A 19,478-nucleotide genomic window follows, 5' to 3' on the forward strand; every position below is an offset into this window, starting at 1 on the left:
CTTATATGGTTGCACAAAAAGGCAAGAAATTATTTCTTAAAAATACGATACAAACGACCTTGGTCAGTCACGGCGTAAATTGCCCCATCTTTGCCTTGAATGACGTCGCGGAAACGTTGGTATTCTTGCGAAAGCAGGCGCTCCTCCCCTACCACTTTGTTGTTTTCAATCACCAAACGCGCAATGTGCATCCCGCTCAAACAACCTACAAATAGATTATTTTTCCACTCTGGCATCATGTCGCCACTATAAAACGTCATCCCACTTGGCGATACCGATGGATCCCAATAATACACGGGTTGCTCCATACCTTCTTTTTGCTGAATCACATCCCCAATCTGTTTGCCACTGTATTCGATTCCGTAAGTAATCACAGGCCAACCGTAGTTTTTACCCGACTGCACACGGTTAATTTCGTCGCCACCTCTTGGGCCAAACTCATTCGACCACAAATCGCCCGAAACAGGGTTAAATGTAAGCCCTTGCACGTTACGGTGTCCGTACGAATACAATTCTGGCTTCGCCCCTGCTGTGCTCGCAAATGGGCCATTGGCAACAGGTTTACCGTCGGTAGTAATGTGGACAATTTTCCCTAAGCTTGAGTTCAATTGTTGCGCTTGAGGGCGGGTTACCATGTCGGAGCGCTCGCCTGTACTCACAAACAAATCGCCTTTTTTATCAAACAAAATACGGCCTCCGTAGTGGAGATTTCCCTTGTGGGCTGGCGTGGCACGATAAATGACCGTCGCACCTTCAATTTTTGTCTCATCGGCAGAAAGTTTCCCTTTCGCTACCGAAGTAAGCGTTCCACCGTCAAAATTCTCGGCAAACGTCCAATATATCATTCGGTTTTTGTCAAAATTAGGGTCGATGGTAATCCCCAAAAGTCCACCTTGGCCACTGGTATTCACAGCAGGAAGTCCCGTAATAGGCTTGCTCAATTCGCCGTTGGTTTTGGCAATGCGAAGATTTCCCGCTTTTTCAGTGATAATTAAGCGCCCATCAGGCAAGCTTTTTACGCCCCAAGGAAACGTCAAGCCTTCCGAAAGAACCTTAAAATCGTACGGAGTTTGGGTTTTTACTCCACCAATTCGGGTTTGTCCAGCAAAAGCTGATTTGTAATCTGAGTTAGGTTTTTTAGTTTCAACGGGTTCGGTCTGGCCCCAAGAAGCGTACGCCAACGTGCCCAAAACCATTGAAAAAAGTGCTGTTTTTTTCATTTGTAAGTTGTTTTTCCTTTGTTTATCCATTTAAAATTAGATCACTGATTTAACGGATTGAACGGATAACTACTGATAAAAATCCGTTTTATCCGTTCAATCTTTGTTCCATTAAATATTAACCCAAAATTTGATTAATCTTCTGCAACTCCTCCGCCGAAAACTCCTTATTATCAAGGCATTTTAGCGAATCTGTAAGCTGCTCGGGTTTACTAACGCCCAAAATCACCGAAGTAATGCGCGGGTCTTTCAGTATCCACGACAACGCCATTTGGGCTAAATTTTGGCCTCTTTGTTCGGCAATTTCATTCAATTGTAGCACTTGGTTAAGTTTCTCTTCAGTGATTCGGCCACTTTCCAATGCGCCATTTCCTCGCCCCGAAGCTGCTCTTGAATCAGCAGGAATTCCTTTTAGGTACTTGTCCGACAATAGCCCTTGCGCCAAAGGTGAAAATGCTACGCAACCCGCGCCATTTTGTTCCAAGACATCGAGCAATCCACCTTCCACCCAACGTTCAAACATCGAGTACTTCGCCTGATGTACCAAGCAAGGTGTGCCCATTTCACGTAACAACTTTACAGCCTTTTCGGTTTCGGCGGCGTTGTAATTTGAGATACCCACATAAAGCGCTTTCCCCTGACGAACAATCAAATCCAAAGCGGCCATGGTTTCTTCGAGAGGCGTTTCGGGATCTGGACGGTGGTGGTAAAAAATATCCACGTAGTCTAAACCCATACGCTTGAGACTTTGGTCGAGACTCGACACTAGGTATTTTTTAGAACCCCATTCGCCGTATGGCCCTTGCCACATATAATAGCCTGCTTTGGTGGTAATAATCATTTCGTCGCGGTAAGGCAGCAGGTCTTTTTTCAAAACGCGGCCAAAAGTTTCCTCGGCCGATCCCGCGGGCGGACCATAATTATTAGCCAAGTCAAAATGAGTAATGCCTTTATCAAACGCCAGTGTAATCATGTTTCTGGCATTTTCAAAATGGTCAATTCCCCCAAAATTGTGCCATAAGCCCAACGAAAGGGCGGGTAGTTTGATGCCACTTTTACCGCATCGACGGTATTCCATGGAATCGTAACGTTGCGGAGAAGATAAAAAAGCCATAGTGTGTTATTTTTGCAATGGTTTTAAAAACGATGCGCAAAAGTCGGGGTTCTAAGCCAAATAAAAATTGAACTGGAACAAGAAATTTATTCTATGCACTCACAACTTCATCAATATATTTCTCGCTATGTTCTGCTTACCGAAGAAGAGTCCCAAATCGTCGCCGACTGTTTGAAATGGAAAACTTTTCCCAAAAAAACGGTTCTTCTCCAAGCGGGGGATGTCTGCCATTTTGAAGCCTACGTCATTAAAGGTTGCATTCGGGAGTATTTTACTGACAAAGACGGCACTGAACTCACCCTAGAGTTTGCCGTTGAAGATTGGTGGGTGAGCGACATTAGCAGTTTTGAGCACCAAACCCCCAGCAAGATGACGATTGAGACAATCGAAGATTGTGAATTATTGGTACTTTCTCGGGAGTCAAAAGACGAATTGTTGCGCCGCGTACCCAAGCTCGAACGTATGTTTCGCCTGATGATTCAACGCCACTTGGCCGTTATTCAAGCCCGCTTACTCCGCACGGTGTCTTATTCGGCCATGAAGCAATTAGAGGAATTTTTGAAACGCTACCCGACCCTTCCCAACCGCGTGCCACAGCAGTACATTGCGTCGTATTTAGGAATTACGCCCGAGTTTTTGAGCAAGTTGCGAAAGCGACAAATGACGGGTAAAAATTAGATTTACCCTGTAATAAACGGCAAGTAATTCTCTTGGTTAATCACCGAAAAAGTAGCTTCGGGATAAGTAGTAGCAAAGGCTCTTGGCACTTTAGTTTTGGCTTCGTTCCACTTAAATTCATACGCCCGCAATCGACCATTTTCAAGTTCAAGCCAATCAATTTCTTGCTGGTCATAAGTGCGCCAAAAATAGGTTTCGGCCAAGTTTCTATTGTATTTCAAAAATTTAAGCCTTTCTGAAATCAAGTAATTCTCCCAAAGCTCACCTTTGTCGGTTCGTAACGTAAGTGGTCTAAAATCATTAACCAAAGCATTACGTATGCCCAAATCCCAAAAATACCAACGCGAACTTTTGGTAATTTCTTTTCGCAAGTTGCCACTAAATGCCTCTAACTTCTTTATAATAAACACTTTACTACACAAATCCAGGTATTTTTCAACCGTATTCCTGCTTAGTTGAAGCTGTTTACCAAGTTCATCCATTGACACTTCTTTCCCAATTTGAAAGGCAATCAATCGAAGCAAGTCCCTGATTTTAGAGCTATTTCTAATTCCCTCAAAAGCTATAATATCTTTCAACAAATAGGTATTCAATAGCTCTTTAAGATATTCCGCTTTTGTCACCGAAAAGGGCAAATTCCAGAGTTCAGGATAACTGCCATAAATCAATCTATCTTCCAGATTTTGAAGTGTTTGCAGCGCATTTTCCTGCTCCATCAGTTCTTGTTGAGAAATAGGATATAACTCATGGAAATACGCCCTACCAGTAAGTGGCTCCCCCGATAGATTGGCCAAATCGAATGCTGACGAACCTGTCACAATCACCCTTATGCCTTCAATGTTATCAACGATTAGCTTCAAAATCTTACCGATTTCGGGTATAGCTTGGGCTTCATCAATAACCAGAAGCTCGATATGGTGTAGGAGTCTTTGGTAATTGGCTACGCTTCGTTGTGCCAAAATCTGCTGTACATCACTGTCTTCGCCTTGCAACATTAAAGTCTTGAAAGATTGATTTGCAATGAGTTTTTTCAGTAAGAAAGTTTTACCTACCCGTCTTGTTCCAAAAATAAGATTGACTTTATTGGGGATGAGACGTTCAATCAGCGTTTTTTCAATGGCTCTATTAATGCTCATGAAGGGATTAAATTTTCAAGTTGAACGGAATTTTAACGTTAATTTCTTCAACACAATGATAAAATTAACGTTAAAATCTTCAATACAATGAAAATATAACAAGAATTTTCAGTTTTACCTCATCACTTCAACGCCTCCCACTCTTCCTTGGAAGCTTTGGCTTTTTGGTATTCCATCAAACATAGCCACTTGCCATCACGCTTTACCAGTAAGGCTTCCAAATGCGTATATCCCTCCGAAATGAGCTTACCCGTGCTATCATGGGAAGTGAAATAAAAAATGCCCGTTTCGTGCGCGGTGGTTGCGTCACCTATTCGTTGGGAAAAGCGAAACTGCACATTATCCAGCTGCTTTCCTTGTTTGGTATTAAGAAAACCCTGTTTCCAACCAGCCAATGCCTTGGTCATGGGATAAGATTGCTTAATTTTACCCGAGGTCGTTACCAAGACGGCATTTTCGTGACAAGTGGCTTTGTAGCCTTCAAAATCACCTTCTTTGACCGTTCGAGATATTTCTGTCCAATAGCTCTTGTCTATTTCTGATATGCGAAGCTGGTCTGCTGCCGATTGCGCAATTGATTTGGTGACTGTTAGAAAAGTAAAAAGTAAGGTTGACAGAAAAAGGAAGTTCTTGTTCATTGTTGGGGTTGGTTTTTAGATTAAAGATAGCAAAAATATCATGGGAGCATTTTACTATTTCTTACTCACCTCCGCATAATCAAACACCAAATTGCAAAAAGTAATCACGCCTAATTTAAAGGCAGTATCATCAATCATAAACTGGGGTGTATGATGAGGCCCCGCCGTTTTGGGGTCTTTGCCTTTGGGCATACCACCTAAGCGAAAGAATAAGCCAGGCACTTTTTGGGCATAAAACGAAAAATCCTCTGAGCCCGTAACCGATGGAATCAAAAGTACATTTTCTACTCCTGCCGATTTTTGTAAGGAAGCTAACATAGATTTTGTCAGTGCTACATCGTTAAAGGTAACAGGATAACGAATCGTATAAGGTAGTTCCACCACTGCCGTTGCACCTGCTGCTTCGGCAGTTTTCTCGGCTACTTGCCTAACACGGTTAAAAATCAATTCCTCGTCTTCATTGCTTAAAGTTCTAACTGTACCCAACATCTCTACTTGCTCTGGAATAATATTTCCCCTATTTCCCCCATTGATAGCACCAATTGTGACTACTGCGGCATTGTCGGTAAGTTTTATGTTTCGACTGACAATCTGTTGAAGACTGACCACGATTTGAGAAGCTACCAAAACGGGGTCAACAGAAAGCCATGGATAAGCTCCATGACTGGGTTTGCCTTTTACCGTAATTTTAAAATCAGAAGCTCCTGCCATAAATCCAGCAGGACGATAAGAAAGACTACCGACTTCCAATTGGGAGTTTATATGCAAGCCAAAAATTGCCTCTACTTTTGGGTTTTCCAGCACACCTTCTTTCACCATCAAGTAGGCCCCGCCTTCTTCACCGTTTGGTGCACCTTCTTCTGCTGGCTGAAAAATGAATTTGACTGTGCCTTTTAAGTCCTTTTTCATGCTGGCCAATACTTCGGCAACACCCATCAATATGGCTACGTGGGCATCATGTCCGCAGGCGTGCATCACGCTGGTTTCTTTTCCGTTATACATGGTTTTTACTTTGGAGGCAAAGGGCAACCCGTTTTTTTCTTCTACGGGTAAGGCATCCATGTCCGCTCTCAATGCAATCACAGGGCCTGGTTTATCGCCTTTTAAAAGACCAACCACGCCCGTAACACCCACTTTTGTTTTTACTTCTATGCCCAACGACTGTAAATGCTTGGCAATGAGTTCGGCAGTACGAACCTCTCGATTTCCCAATTCGGGATTTTGGGGAATGTCGTGTCGCCAAGCAATGACTTTTTGCCCAACTTTGTCGGCACTTTTGGCAATAAGTTCGCTATAATTGCTTGACTGTGCTGACGCAAAAAAGGCATTGAACAATGCAGTGATGATGAAGGTTAATTTTTTCATTTTAAAAGTTGATAGTTTGGTTGAAAAATTGAAGAAAGAGAGGGAACTCCCTAGAGAAACGTATAGTTTTTGGGTTTGGGATAAATTGAATAGTTTTGTATTAAATAAAAAAATTAAACCGGGTATGATTGAATCTCAAAAAATAAAAGAGCTTTTGTTCGCTATCAAGCCTGAGCTATTCAAACGCTACCCAATTAGTCGTTTGGCTATTTTTGGGTCGGTAGCTCGCAACGAAACAACGCCATTAAGTGATGTTGATATTTTAGTTGAGTTTAACAAACCCATTGGCTTTCAGTTTTTTAATTTGGCAAAAGAACTTGAAAATTATCTCCAAATGCCCGTTGATTTGGTTTCTCGTAATGGCATAAAACCTTCTTATTTTGCCGAGATTGAACCCGACTTGATGTATGTCTAAGCGTAACCCCAAATTACTGATAGCCGATATGCTTTTGGCTATCTCTAAAATCAAAACTTACACCAACGGCTTAGATTTTGACAGTTTTATGGCAGATAGCCGTACCATAGATGCCGTTGAACGAAATTTTGAAATCATTGGTGAGGCTGCCAATCAATTACCCCAAGCCTTCCAAAATGAACATCCTGCTATTGCTTGGCATGGTGTTATTAGTTTTCGTAATAGACTGATCCACGGGTATTTTGGGGTTGATTATGAGATTCTTTGGTATATCATACAAAATGATTTGCAAGAATTAGAAGAACAACTTTCAACCTTTTGATATTCACCGCTTCAGCGGCTGGACCTTCCAATACGTCAGACTCCGCCACAGCCATTCGAGTGGGCCAAAAAGAAAGTATTTTAGCCAAATTGGACTGATAATCAACTGAAAAGCCCAAATAGCAAGTACCACGATGTAAATTTGATAAAACGCCAATTCAGCGTAGTAATTCAGGCCGTATCCAAAAAAGAAAAGTGTACAAATCACCGAATGCGAAATGTAATTGGTAAATGCCATACGCCCTACCGCCACCAAACGGCTCATCAAGCCTTGTATCACACCCGATTTGTAGAGCAAAATTAGCGCTGCGGCATGAGCCATCACCAGCAAAATCCGCTGAAAAGGGTAAATCAAATTAACCCAGTTGATGGGTACTTCTTCCATACGAGCAAGATTGGCTTCAAGCGTAGAGAAATGATGAAACGCATAATAATTGCTATAAATCACCAAGGGTAACCCAAACCCGTAGCCAATTTTGGCAACTGTCCAATATTCTTTGTTTGACCACGCTCCCGTCAGAAAACCCCATTTGAAAAGTGCTAAACCCAACAGCATTAATGCCAGCGAATCCCAAATTTCAAAAGGCAAGTACTTGGTCTGAATATCCAGCGCAATGGGCCGCAAATAACCCGCAACGGTACTGTAATCTGACTTCATCTTTTTGGTGTTGGCTTTCGCATCTTCGCGATTAGGAATCATCGTTTTCTCAATCTCACGCCATTCGGTCAGCGCTTTTGTTTGAGTAGCGGTCAGGGTTTTGTTCTCACTTTTGGCTTTGGTGGCTTCGGAGTAGGCGATGCGTTTTTCACGAATGTCTTGGTACTGAATGGTACCCGCCACAAAACTAGCCACTGCCACAATGGGCACTGCCCACACCAAGTATCGGGGTGGCACGTTGCGAAACAAATACAAAATCATTCCACAAACGGCGTAGAGGTACAAAATCTCGCCAATCCATAATATGAGGTGTGAATGAATTAGGCCAAAAATCAACAACCAAAACATGCGACGGTAATACAGCCAATGCACTGACGTACCTTTACCGCTTTTGTTAGCAACAAAAAGCAAGACACCCGCTCCAAAAACCATCCCAAACATGGCGCGCATCTTGCCTTCAAAGAACACTCCAATGAATTGATAAAGCCAGAAATTGAAACTATCAGGGTCATTTTTGAATGCCTCAAAAGAATAATCCGCCATCGAAAAGCCTGGAATATTCATCATTAAAATACCCAACAACGCAAAGCCTCGTAACATATCAATGAGGGAAATACGGCTGGTTTCTGGCACAGGTGCAGCAACGCTAGAAGGCGTGAGTCTTTCCATGGTTTATGAACGTTTGATGAGAAATAGAGTTTAGGTTATGAAAAAGTACGTAATTTTTTGCTCATCAAAAAATTAAAAAAAATCCCTTGCAAGAGACAAGCTCCTACAAGGGAAATAAATCGGGGTTACGTGAAGGCGTTTGGCTTGTCGGTTATTCGTATAATTCAAACATTGCTTCAATTTCTACGGGAATGTTGTCGGGTAACGTGCCCATTCCAACCGCGCTCCTTACACCAATGCCGTGTTCGGTACCCCACACTTGGGCAAATAACTCACTGCATCCATTGATGACGTACGGATGGCGCAAAAAATCGGACGTACAGTTTACCATTCCCAATACTTTCATTACCCGTTTCACACGGTTCAATGAACCCACGTGCGTTTTTATGGTCGAAAGCATCGTCAAGCCCACTTGACGGGCAGCTAATTTGGCTTGTTCCATGTCTAACTCCTCACCTACCCGCCCGATTATCAAGCTTTTATCGTCTTGTACTGGCCCGTGCCCCGAGAGAAACAAGTACTTTCCATCAATCAAATAAGGTTTATATACGCCCAGCGGTGCGGGTGCTGGTGGTAACGATAATTCGAGGGCTGCAAATGCCTCTTCGGGGCTCAATGTTTCAATCACTGTCATGTTGTTGATTACTTTTTTGAATTATTGCTTATCCCACCAAACGCGCGTCAACAAATCGTCCGCTCCTTGGCGTTGAACGGCCTCATTGTACGAAGTTCGGTTGAGGGTTTGTTCTAAAACTGGGTACAAGAAACGGCGGAATATTTTACCACCTGTGGCGTTTCCTGGATACACGTTGGGTACCAACGCAGGGTAGCCCGTACGGCGGTAGTTGTTATAAACCTCTTGAGCGTCAGGAAATATACCCGCCCAAAATTGATAATAAATTTGTTCAGTTTGCTCAGTCACCGTTCCCGATGTTTTAAAGGCATGAGCCGTGATATAGCTATCAATTCTTGCCTTATCAATGACATTGGTGACACCACTAATCAAATCCCACTGCTGCATGGCGGCCCGAATACCCGTTTCGTACAAGGCAGAAGCCGTTTCGGTTTTATACCAACCTTTGATGGCTGCCTCCGCCAACAAGAAGTTGGACTCTGCTACAGTAAACAGCAACAAAGGCGCATCTACTTTCAAGACGGTCGTTTGCTTCGGCTCCGAGTAGGTTACGAAATCAGAAGGCTTAGTACCGTTGATGGTAGCAGGTAGTCCTTTTTGAATGCTCTCATCTGAACTTGCAGCTCCATTGACATATACCACCGACAACACCCCTAAACGCGGGTCTTTATTGGTTTTCAAGGAGTTAATAAACACATCTTGGTATTTTCCGCCTTCGGTATTGTTTGTTCCATCGGCACGGAGGTAGTTGTCGTTCAGCAATTGCCACGCAATGGGATTTTTGTTGATATTTTGCCCCGAAGCCAAATAACTCACCTTGGCGATGTCAGCATAATCACGAATGACACCACCCGCGATGGCCTTTGTCACCCAGCTTTGCGAGGCCGCCGCGTCAACTTTCGACAAACGCATTCCCAAACGTAACATAAGCGAATACGCAAATTTTTTCCACTTCGTCACATTCCCTTGGTATATCAAATCTGACGTGCCAAAAGTAGTGGTATTTGAAGCATCAAACGAAGTAGCTGCGGCTTCCAATTCCTTGAGCATGTCGGCATAAATCGCGCTTTGGGAATCGTATTTTGGCTGAAAAATCGACAAGTTATAGCCTTGTCCTGCCTCCGAGTAAGGAATATCGCCGTACAAATCGGTCAAGCGGCTAAAGCAGAAAACCCGCCACACCCGAGCCGCAGCATACTGGTTTACTTTGGTGGGGTCATCTTTTACGGCCTTGATGACCTCCCCAATTTGGTTGATTTGAGTAGGGTAAGAATTACTAAAAACACCACCCGTGGCATTTACTTGCGAAGCGGTGTATTTTGAACCGAAGCCCTCTACGTCGTTGTAACTGGTGGTGTATTGCATCAGTCCAAACAATAGGCTGCCTTTGTTTCCGCTGTTGGCAGCTCCGTCGTAGATAGCTTTGCTAAAAATGTAAGGGGTCGTCGGTACCGAAACCGCATTGGGGTTGGTATTGATTTCGACAAAATCTTTATCGCAGGAGGTCAAGCACAAGCCCCCTAGCCCCCAAAGGGGGAGTAAAAACATATTTTTAAGTGATTTTTTCATTTTAAATATAGTTTTGGGGGGTTAAAATTTCAGGTTCAAGTTAATTCCGTAGGAACGTGTGCGTGGCAAACCAATCGACTCAATTCCTTGAGCAGAACCGTTGGTCAGTCCTTGTTCTGGGTCAAAGTTGTCAGTCTTCTTAAAGAGAATCAACAAGTTACGCCCCACCAACGACACGCTCGCCGATTTTACCCCTACTGCTTTCAGTAATCCCGTTGGTAAGTTGTACGAAACGATGATTTGACGGAGCTTAACAAAACTTGCATCGTGGACGAACAACTCCGTATAACGGTTCAGGTTGTTGTAGTAAGCACTGCGTAAATTAGCCACTGGTACGGTGTGTGAGTAAGCATCGCCTTTGGCTGTTACCCCCGTCAACAACAAGCCGTTTTCTCGTCCTGGCAAGGTAGATTTCATCAAGCCCAAACGTGTCGCATACACTTCCATCACGGAGAAAATACTACCGCCAAATTTCCCGTCCACCAAGGCATCAAACGTGAAGTTTTTGTACTTAAAGGTATTGCTCAAACCCATCGTATAAGGATGTACGCCATTTCCTAAGTACTGGTTGTTGTCGGTCTGCAACGGAAGGTTAGAGTTAGTATCGTAAATGATGTTTCCTGCGGCATCTTTCTTCATGCGGTATCCATAAATTCCGCCAAAAGGCATTCCTACTTGGTTGTTGATAAAGGCATTACCGTTGGCTGAGTTTCCAATGGAGAAGGTCGAAATCCCGTCCGCCAGTTTTAAGACTTCGCTTTTGTTGTAGGCAAAATTGAAGCTTGTATTCCACGAAAAGTTGGTTGATTTGATCGGAGTTCCTTCAATCAATAACTCAATTCCTTTGTTGCTCAACTCACCCGAGTTCAAAATGGCACTCGTATAACCAGAAGCCCCCGAAATAGGCACACTTACGATGTCGTTGGTTGATTTTTTGTTGTAAACAGCCGCGTCAATATTGATTCGTCCCCCAAACAAACGCGTTGTAAAACCAAACTCAGTCGTAGTAGAAGTAAACGGTTTAAGCTCGGCATTGGTAATAGAATTGGAGCTTACGTTTTGCAACGGCACCGAACTAGCACTTGGCACACTGCTATAGGCAAGGTTGATAGCGTAAGGATCAGGGCCTCCACCACCTACTTGCGCCCACGAAGCGCGCAATTTTAAGAAATCCACAGCATCGGGCATTTTAACAATATCCGAGAGCATCAAACTTGTCCCAACGCTTGGGTAAAAAATACGGTTGTTTTTGGGGCTTAGGGTTGAAAACCAATCTTGACGGCCTGATAGGGTCACAAACCAGCTATTTTTCAAATCCAAATCCACCGACCCAAACACCGAATTAGTCTTAATTTTACTGGCAACAGGTGTAGCAATGGACGTTGCTAAGTTTGAATAACTGTAGAAATACGGTATGGTATAACCTTGGCCAAAGAAATCAAACTGGTTGTTTTCAAATTGGCGCGTATTAGCACCCGCCAACGCCGACAAGCCAATCGACTCACCAAAACGGGTATTATACGATGCCGTAACCATGCTGTTGGTCTCGGATACATCCGACTTGATACCATCATACTGCCCTTGCGGAATGTACTGTCCGCCCGTAGGCATGATGCTCGTAAAATTATAATTGTAAAAATCGCGCGTAGTCGTTGCTTTCAGTGTGAGGTTTTTTAGGATGTCGTACGACACCGACGCCTGCCCAATAAAGCGGTCTTTGGTATCAGTCTGTTTGAACTTATTGATAAAGAAATACCCGTTGGTCACAATCCCTGCGTCATTCCAGAAAATTTCGTTTCCGTTGGCATCATGGCCAGGGTCTAGCCAACGCACATCCACCGTGTTGGCCACTTCATAAGCCATCCAGTTGGGGTTTCCGAGGGCATCTCCCGCAATCGGGCGGTTGTGTCCCTGTTCACGATTATACTGCATCACAGCCTCAGCGCGAAGACGACTACTTAAATTGGCAGAGACGCTCAAATTGGCCGATTTACGGTTGTACGTGTTGGAGGGCAAAACGCTTTTAGCATCCAAATCAGACACAGATAAACGATACACCACGGCATCGTTTCCACCCGACAGCGCAATTGAGTTGGTAAGATTAATGCCAGTTTGGTAGAAATTTTTCAAGTTATTTTTTTGGGCAACGTACGGGTGCGTTTTTCCGTCGGCGGCTACATAATCGGTAGAACCGTCAATTTTTGACCCAAACGAACGACGAACCGTAGCCTGTGCCTGAGCAAGCGTTGTAGGTTTTACGCCACCATCGCCTTGGCCGTATTCGTACTGAAAATCAGGGAATACCGATACGTTTTCCATCGTAAAAGTACCGTTGTATTCTACCCCAACTCCCTTTTGGGATTTCCCTTTCTTGGTGGTAATCAAGATAACCCCATTGGCTCCCCGAGAACCGTAAAGCGCCGCCGCAGCGCCGCCTTTGAGCACCGTCATCGACTCAATATCGTCGGGATTGATGGCGGCAATCCCATCCCCACGGTCGGTACCTGCTTTTGTTCCCAAGCCATTGACCAACGAGCTTCCACCTGGTACGCTGTTGTCAATCGGCATCCCATTGATAACGTATAAGGGCTGGCTATTGCCTGTCAATGAACCATTTCCACGAATAACAACGCGGCTAGACCCGCCTGGCCCCGTCGATAAACCTGTGGCATTGACCCCCGCAATTTTACCCGTCAGGGCGTTGGCAACGTTGTTTTCTCGGGCTTGGGTAAAACCAGTCCCCGCAATCTCGGTAACCGAATACGACACCGCTTTTTTATCCTTTTTAATACCAAGGGCAGTAACAACTACTTCGGCGAGTTCTTGCGCACTTTCTTTTAGTTGCACTGTAACGGATGTTTGCGAAGGACTAAGGGTTAGTTCGTAGGGTTCATAACCAATAAAACTCACCACAATAGTTACGTTTGTGGTATTTAGTGCTTCAGGAAGGGTTAATTTAAAGTTACCCTCTGCATCGGTACTTGTACCAATCCGTTGGTTTCCTTTCACAATAACCGAGGCACCCACCACGGGCGTTGCGTCTTTTGCAGACACTACAGTACCCTTTAGCTCACCGATTACCGCAAATTTTGCAGTATTTTGCAAATTCACCCTTCCAGTCCCATGTGCATCGGAAGGGACAAAAGGGCTAAAAGTCAAGCACCCTGCCAGCGAAAGCCACAGATAGCGTTGATTTTGCTTCATAAGTCGATTTTTTTTCATATAGAGTTAAAAGATTTGATAAGAACAAGGCAGTAGAAATAGCAATCTTAATTATTTGCAATATTTGCACAATGTTAAAAAGATTATTATTTATTTACCGCAAAATTTGCAATTAAATTTTACCAAACCCCGAATAATGCGTATTTTTACTTAATATTTCTGCTGTTTTTGCAATATTCTAGTTAAAGCTTTAGTAGCCATTTAGAATTTTGCTTATCTTTGTATCGTACAATCGTTTGTTAATTTTTTGCAATAAAATGCCTGTCAATCTGCTTAAAAAAGAGCGGAAGGATCTGATTTTGAAAGAAATCAACGTCCATACGCGTATTTCGTTAAATGAATTAGTGGATAAACTCAATGTCTCGGAGGATACAGTTAGAAGAGACATCAATGAGCTTTCGGAAGAAGGAGAAATTATTAAGATTCGGGGAGGTGCCATGTCAAAGGCGTACCACCATACCTCCAATCTCAAAGAGACCTACGCACATTCTCAGAAAGAAATTATTGGCCGCAAAACGCTCAATTTACTGAAGGAAGGAATGCTGGTCATCATCGGTGGTGGAACCACCATTCGCGAATTTGTAAAGCTTATCCCTGACGATTTTTCGGCAACGTTCATGACGGTTAACCCGCTAACTGCTGTGGAGTTACTGGATAAACCTAACCTTGAAATTATCCTGATTGGGGGTCAATTGTCGCGCTACAGCCAGATGTCGGTGGGAGGTGAAGTACACCATCGACTATCAGAGATGAAAGCCGACCTTTGTATTATTGGTACCAACGCCATTGACGTACAAACAGGTTTAACGGATTCTGACTGGGAAACCGTACAGGTGAAGAAAGCCATGATGAAAGCCTCGGATAAGGTGGCGATTTTGGCAATATCAGAGAAACTAAATTCGGTAATGAAGATGAAAATCGCCGATTTGGACGAAATTGACTACCTCATTACCGAACTTCCCGCCGATGCGGCTATGATGGCGGCGTACCAAAATAGCAAATTGAAGGTGTTATAGGCGGGGGAGTTTTAGAATATATTTTAGTTAAACAAGAATGATATTCAATCATTCCTTATCAATTTTATACATTCTCCCCCCGTCAGTAATGGCATAAAGTGCGCCGTCTGCCCCTTGAACAACGTCTCTAAACCGCTGTCTCTCAGCAACAAGCAATCTTTCTTCTCCCACAACTTTGTTGTCAGTAATTACTAGTCTGGCAATGTGTTGGCCGCTCAACGCCCCAACAAAAAGGTTATTTTGCCATTCGGGAATGCGATTGCCTTGGTAAAAAGTCATTCCGCTGGGCGATATAACAGGATCCCAATAATAAGCTGGCTGTTCCATTCCATTTTGTTGTTGAATGCCCGAACCAATGGTTTGTCCACCGTATTCAATACCGTACGTAATGGTAGGCCAACCGTAATTTGCTCCTGGCAGCACCCGATTGATTTCATCCCCGCCACGAGGGCCGTGTTCGCTTTGCCACAACTCTCCCGTTGTTGGATGCAATGCAATGCCTTGCGGATTGCGGTGGCCAATGCTAAATAACTCAGGCAGCGCACCCGCTCCGTTGAAAGTGGGATTGCCCGAAGCAGGGCCGCCGTCAGTTGTGATGCGAACAATTTTTCCTAAAGCCCCCGAAACCGATTGCGACAGCGGACGAGTAGATATATTAGAGCGTTCGCCCGTACTAACCAGTAAATGTCCCGTTTTATCAAACAAAATGCGGCCACCATAATGCAAGGTACTATTTGCCGCAGGATTTGCTCGGTAAATGACGGTTGCATTTTCAATAGCCGCTTCACCCGTCGCCAATTTCCCTTTGGCTACCGCCGTCACTGTTCCCCCCGTTACATTTTCCGAAAATACCCAATAAACCATTCGGTCGGTGGCAAACGACGGCGAAACGCATACCCCAAGTAAGCCCCCTTGCCCACCTGCGTTGACGGTTGGAATACCCGTGATAGGCGCGCTGACCGTTCCCGAAGCCGTAACGATTCGCATCCTTCCCGATTTTTCGGTGACCAACAATCGCCCATCGGGCAGCGGAGTAATGCCCCAAGGCGCACTAAGCGAAGAGGTCAAAAGGGTAGCTTTATAAGGCGTTGTGGTTTTCACTCCTCCAGCCCGAGTTTGTCCCGAAAAGGCGGGTTTATAGCTCGTATTGGCAGGATTGGTTTCAACAGGTTGCAAAGCGACGGGAAGTTCGGGCTCAGGCACGTTCGCCGTGGTTCCGTCATCGTTTTGTTTTTCCGTACAAGCACTTAATAAACCGAGAGCTACAACAATGATAGCGAGTGGTGTGGTGGTTTTCATGTTCGTTAATTTTAAGAGTAAAACCAGAATCATGTTTTGGTATATTAACGAAAGTAACGACGAGCTTGTTTGATTTAGTGATTGTGAAGGAGGAAAATTATGAAATCAACAATTGCTGTTTTTTGTTTTTTTGACAATATTTTTGTTGTTAGATATTTTTAGCTATAAATTTGTTGTCAAAATTATTTAACAATAAATTTATAGCTAAATGACAAGCTGGGTAAATCCAAAAATTATCGTGGGGCCTACCGCCACAGGTGATTACTATTTTAACCGCCCTTCGATTGTAGCTCAAATTTGGGAGGAAATCTCAAAAGGAAGCCATATCTTGATTGCAGCCCCTCGAAGAGTCGGAAAAACTTCAGTTATGGAATACATGGTCAACAACTGCCCAGAAGACACCAAATGCTTTTTCAAAAATATCCAAGGAATCAAAACGGAAGAGGAGTTTTATAAACAGATATACGAACTTATAATCTTGTGTTTAAACAAACTTGAAAAAAGTAAAAACTTGTTAGCCGACTTTTTAGGCGGTATTTCTATCGAAGAAATTACGTTGGAGGGGGTAAAATTCGGTGATAGAAAATCACTCAACTACTTGGAAGAAATCAATAAAGTACTTCCTAAACTACAATCAAAAAAGGTAAAAATAATCCTCTTCATCGATGAATTGCCCGAAGTATTGAACAACCTTCACAAAGCTAAAAAAACAACCGAAGCCAGTAATATCATAGATAATCTTCGTCAATGGCGACAAATGCCCGTATTGAAAGGCCATTTTTCCATGGTTTTGGCAGGTTCGGTAGGCATTCATCACGTAGTAAAAACCATTGATGGACGTGTATCTGACCTCAACGATCTACATCAAGTTGATTTTGAGCCACTTACCCCTTTTGAAGCCCAAAAATATGTACAATGGGCTACCGACGGTGCTACCGTGCAATACAAAGACGAATTACTTACATACCTGCTTACAAAAATCGCGTATCCGATTCCGTATTTCATTAATTTGATGTTGGATGAAATCAATAAACAAGCATACAAAACAGGAACATCAGAAATATCTCCCGCAGAAATTGATAGTGCGTTTGAGCGTGTTGTGAAACACAGCAATCATTTTACAGAATGGAAAAATCGTTTGGTTCAGTATTTTCCTACTACGGAATCTGACTTTATGAACAAAGTATTGACGTTTATTTCACACAAAGACAAAATCAGCAAACGTCAACTCTACAACTTAGCCCTTGAGTACACCCGTACCAACGACTATATCGAAATCATGGATGGTTTAGAAAGGGACGGCTACATTACGGAGCAAGGCGATAATTACGTATTTATTTCTCCTTTTTTGAAAGCATTCTGGAAACGTTCTAACCCTATTTATGATGGAAACAAAGAGCGAAAAAACAGGCAACTGGTTCGTTGACCAACTGAGTCTTTACCAAAATGCGAATAACGACAGCGCTTCGGTTAGGCGTAACTTCATAGTCAGAACCACCGAATTTGATTTAATAATGAGCGACTTACGTCGCAAAAAAATCAAAGACCCACTCCAACATGAGCTTCTTTTAGGACGACGTGGAAGCGGGAAATCCACTTTATTACGACGTATTCAAATCGAGATAATGGAAGACCCTGCCCTTAATGAGCATTATATTGCTATTAATTTGGCGGAGGAACAGGCAGGCATTTATCGGCTTTCCGACTTATGGTATGAGGTATTGCAGGAAATCATGCTACAAACCAAACAACAGCTTGATTTGCGGGCTTTTTCTAGCTTCCAAAGTAACCAAGAATATACCCGTTATTTGTACGATGAGATTCATAAAATACTAAGAGCGCACCAAAAAAGAGCAGTGTTACTATTGGATAACCTCGACCGTATCGTAGAAAACTTTGACGATGACGGTCACCTTATGCGGGAAACGCTGCTCAACTATAATGACCTACAGTTGGTGGGAGGGAGTACTCGGATGGACGAGCATTTTTGGAAATACGACCAACCTTTCTATGAGTTTTTTAGAAGACACCGCCTAGAGGGACTTACATTTGAGGAAATTCATCAGCTGCTCAATCAGTGGAGTGAGGCATTATCTCTGCCCCAACTAAAAGACTACGCCCTCAAAAACCGAGGAAAAATAGAAGCCCTCCGTATTCTGACCGATGGTTTACCCCGTACGTTGCAGTTTTTTATCAAGATTTTTCTACAAAACTCAACCCTGACGGGCTTCGACCATATCCGACAAACAATGGACTTGGCCTCGCCACTCTACCAAGAACGGCTTAATAACCTCACCGCACCACAACGCAAAATAGTGCTCGAAATGGCATTCATTTGGGAGGCGTGTTCTATCAAACAATTGGTAGATACTTGCCGCATGGAAAGCAAATTGATTTCATCTTACATGAAGCAGCTCAATAGCTACGGCATCGTTGAAATTATCCCCACCTCTACCAAAAACCATTTGTACAGACTATCAGAACGTTTTTTTAACATGTGGTTAATTGTGACACAAGGCAACCCCGACCAAAAACGCAAAGCTCGCTACCTTACAATTTTTTTGGAAACATGGTACGATGCCCACGAAATACAAGCGCTAGCACGCGCCCACGCTCAAAGCCTAAAAGAGCAAAACATGGGGTATGACCAAGCCGTTGTGTTAACAAAAGCCTTTAGCCAATCCAAATACATTGGAGTAGAAGAGAGAGACTCTCTCTTAGATTTAACTTATCAATTATCTGATTACCGCCCAGAAAAAGGTGACTTACCTAAGAAATTTGAAGAGATATTAACTAGAATCAATATGCTAAGAGAAAACGGCAATTTTACCAAAGCATTAGAAGTTATAGATGAAATTGAGAATGAAGAAGATGGACGCAAGTTTGCAATAAAAGGTTATTTACACACAGAATTGGGAAACTTAGAAGAGGCAGAAAAAAACTATCTTCTAGCAGTAGAAAAAGGAAATACCACTGCTTCATTTAATTTAGCTCTTCTGTATCAATATCAAGGCAAAGAAAAAAAAGCAGAAGCTCTTTACCTTTGGGGAATCAAAAGAGGCGAAACTAATTCTCTACATAATGTAGCCTTGATGTATTTTATGTCAAACAGAAAAAAGCAAGAATCATTAGAGTATATTTCAGAATGTAACAAATTTAATCCTGACTTTAAATCAAAATTTTTACAAATAGTTATCGAAGTATGGAATAGCATATTTGATAATTTGATAGCAAGAATAAAAGAAATCATTAAAAACAATCAAGAGCAATACATAGAAGTTTACTTGTACGATTTACTCTACTTGGAACAAACCCACTTAGTTTTATCTCTTTTTGAGGATGCGGAATTGGGTCAGAGTTTACGAGATAAATATCAATTGCTCTACTACGCTACCCTTATACTAAACAATAAAACGGAAGATAATCTACTGTTACGCATTCCACCTGATGTTATGCCCACAGTTGAGGAAATAATAGAAAGAGTAAAAAGTAAGCAGGTTTTTTATGCAGAGGAATAAGTTTTG

At 43.0% G+C, this 19,478-nt stretch carries 16 protein-coding genes; 6 read left to right on the top strand and 10 right to left on the bottom strand.

What is annotated here, in order from left to right; all coding sequences use genetic code 11:
* Positions 1-29: 29 nt before the first annotated feature.
* Together DTQ70_RS10440 and mgrA are read right to left on the bottom strand one after the other, a co-directional pair.
* Positions 30-1,220: a PQQ-dependent sugar dehydrogenase gene (locus DTQ70_RS10440; protein WP_122934352.1), complete on the bottom strand. Its 1,191-nt coding sequence runs from the start codon at positions 1,218-1,220 to the stop codon at positions 30-32.
* Between the two features lie 118 nt (positions 1,221-1,338).
* Entirely contained in the window at positions 1,339-2,334 is a 996-nt protein-coding gene (mgrA, locus tag DTQ70_RS10445; RefSeq protein ID WP_122930750.1) for an L-glyceraldehyde 3-phosphate reductase, read from the bottom strand.
* Positions 2,335-2,427: 93 nt separating this feature from the next.
* Here mgrA and DTQ70_RS10450 point away from each other — a divergent pair, with 93 nt between their 5' ends.
* Positions 2,428-3,012, top strand: a complete 585-nt coding sequence (locus DTQ70_RS10450) for a Crp/Fnr family transcriptional regulator (protein WP_122930751.1) — start codon at positions 2,428-2,430, stop codon at positions 3,010-3,012.
* A 2-nt stretch (positions 3,013-3,014) separates the two neighbouring features.
* Here DTQ70_RS10450 and DTQ70_RS10455 read toward each other — a convergent pair whose 3' ends face one another.
* From DTQ70_RS10455 to DTQ70_RS10465, 3 genes are all read right to left on the bottom strand, one after another.
* Complete coding sequence (locus DTQ70_RS10455) at positions 3,015-4,148, bottom strand: ATP-binding protein (RefSeq protein WP_122930752.1); 1,134 nt, start codon at positions 4,146-4,148, stop codon at positions 3,015-3,017.
* A gap of 122 nt (positions 4,149-4,270) precedes the next feature.
* Positions 4,271-4,786, bottom strand: coding sequence for a nuclear transport factor 2 family protein (locus DTQ70_RS10460; RefSeq protein ID WP_122930753.1), 516 nt, complete (start codon positions 4,784-4,786; stop codon positions 4,271-4,273).
* Positions 4,787-4,840: 54 nt separating this feature from the next.
* Complete coding sequence (locus DTQ70_RS10465) at positions 4,841-6,151, bottom strand: amidohydrolase (protein ID WP_122930754.1); 1,311 nt, start codon at positions 6,149-6,151, stop codon at positions 4,841-4,843.
* On the opposite strand from DTQ70_RS10465, the gene DTQ70_RS10470 reads away from it, so the two are divergent.
* On the top strand, positions 6,129-6,566 hold the full coding sequence (locus DTQ70_RS10470) for a nucleotidyltransferase family protein (RefSeq protein WP_229600111.1): 438 nt from the start codon (positions 6,129-6,131) through the stop codon (positions 6,564-6,566). The genes DTQ70_RS10465 and DTQ70_RS10470 overlap by 23 nt on opposite strands.
* A complete protein-coding gene (locus DTQ70_RS10475) occupies positions 6,559-6,888 on the top strand; it encodes a DUF86 domain-containing protein (protein WP_122930755.1) in 330 nt (109 codons plus the stop codon). The genes DTQ70_RS10470 and DTQ70_RS10475 overlap by 8 nt, the downstream gene beginning before the upstream one ends.
* A gap of 3 nt (positions 6,889-6,891) precedes the next feature.
* On the opposite strand, the gene DTQ70_RS10480 is transcribed toward DTQ70_RS10475, so the two are convergent.
* From DTQ70_RS10480 to DTQ70_RS10495, 4 genes are all read right to left on the bottom strand, one after another.
* Positions 6,892-8,214, bottom strand: a complete 1,323-nt coding sequence (locus tag DTQ70_RS10480) for a DUF418 domain-containing protein (protein WP_122930756.1) — start codon at positions 8,212-8,214, stop codon at positions 6,892-6,894.
* Between the two features lie 151 nt (positions 8,215-8,365).
* Positions 8,366-8,848: a RidA family protein gene (locus DTQ70_RS10485; protein ID WP_122930757.1), complete on the bottom strand. Its 483-nt coding sequence runs from the start codon at positions 8,846-8,848 to the stop codon at positions 8,366-8,368.
* Positions 8,849-8,869: 21 nt separating this feature from the next.
* Positions 8,870-10,417 (bottom strand): SusD/RagB family nutrient-binding outer membrane lipoprotein, encoded by a 1,548-nt coding sequence (locus DTQ70_RS10490; protein WP_122930758.1) that lies wholly within the window; start codon positions 10,415-10,417, stop codon positions 8,870-8,872.
* 21 nt (positions 10,418-10,438) lie between these two features.
* A complete protein-coding gene (locus DTQ70_RS10495) occupies positions 10,439-13,621 on the bottom strand; it encodes a SusC/RagA family TonB-linked outer membrane protein (protein WP_206019686.1) in 3,183 nt (1,060 codons plus the stop codon).
* 275 nt (positions 13,622-13,896) lie between these two features.
* Between DTQ70_RS10495 and DTQ70_RS10500 the strand changes: the two genes are divergently transcribed.
* Entirely contained in the window at positions 13,897-14,655 is a 759-nt protein-coding gene (locus tag DTQ70_RS10500; protein WP_122930760.1) for a DeoR/GlpR family DNA-binding transcription regulator, read from the top strand.
* Between the two features lie 48 nt (positions 14,656-14,703).
* Here DTQ70_RS10500 and DTQ70_RS10505 read toward each other — a convergent pair whose 3' ends face one another.
* Positions 14,704-15,954 (bottom strand): PQQ-dependent sugar dehydrogenase, encoded by a 1,251-nt coding sequence (locus DTQ70_RS10505; protein WP_122930761.1) that lies wholly within the window; start codon positions 15,952-15,954, stop codon positions 14,704-14,706.
* Between the two features lie 208 nt (positions 15,955-16,162).
* Here DTQ70_RS10505 and DTQ70_RS10510 point away from each other — a divergent pair, with 208 nt between their 5' ends.
* Together DTQ70_RS10510 and DTQ70_RS10515 are read left to right on the top strand one after the other, a co-directional pair.
* Positions 16,163-17,380 (top strand): AAA family ATPase, encoded by a 1,218-nt coding sequence (locus tag DTQ70_RS10510; RefSeq protein ID WP_122930762.1) that lies wholly within the window; start codon positions 16,163-16,165, stop codon positions 17,378-17,380.
* Positions 17,337-19,472: an ATP-binding protein gene (locus tag DTQ70_RS10515; RefSeq protein WP_122930763.1), complete on the top strand. Its 2,136-nt coding sequence runs from the start codon at positions 17,337-17,339 to the stop codon at positions 19,470-19,472. The genes DTQ70_RS10510 and DTQ70_RS10515 overlap by 44 nt, the downstream gene beginning before the upstream one ends.
* The last annotated feature ends 6 nt before the right edge of the window (positions 19,473-19,478 follow it).

The sequence above is a fragment of the Runella sp. SP2 genome (assembly GCF_003711225.1).
Classification (GTDB): domain Bacteria; phylum Bacteroidota; class Bacteroidia; order Cytophagales; family Spirosomataceae; genus Runella.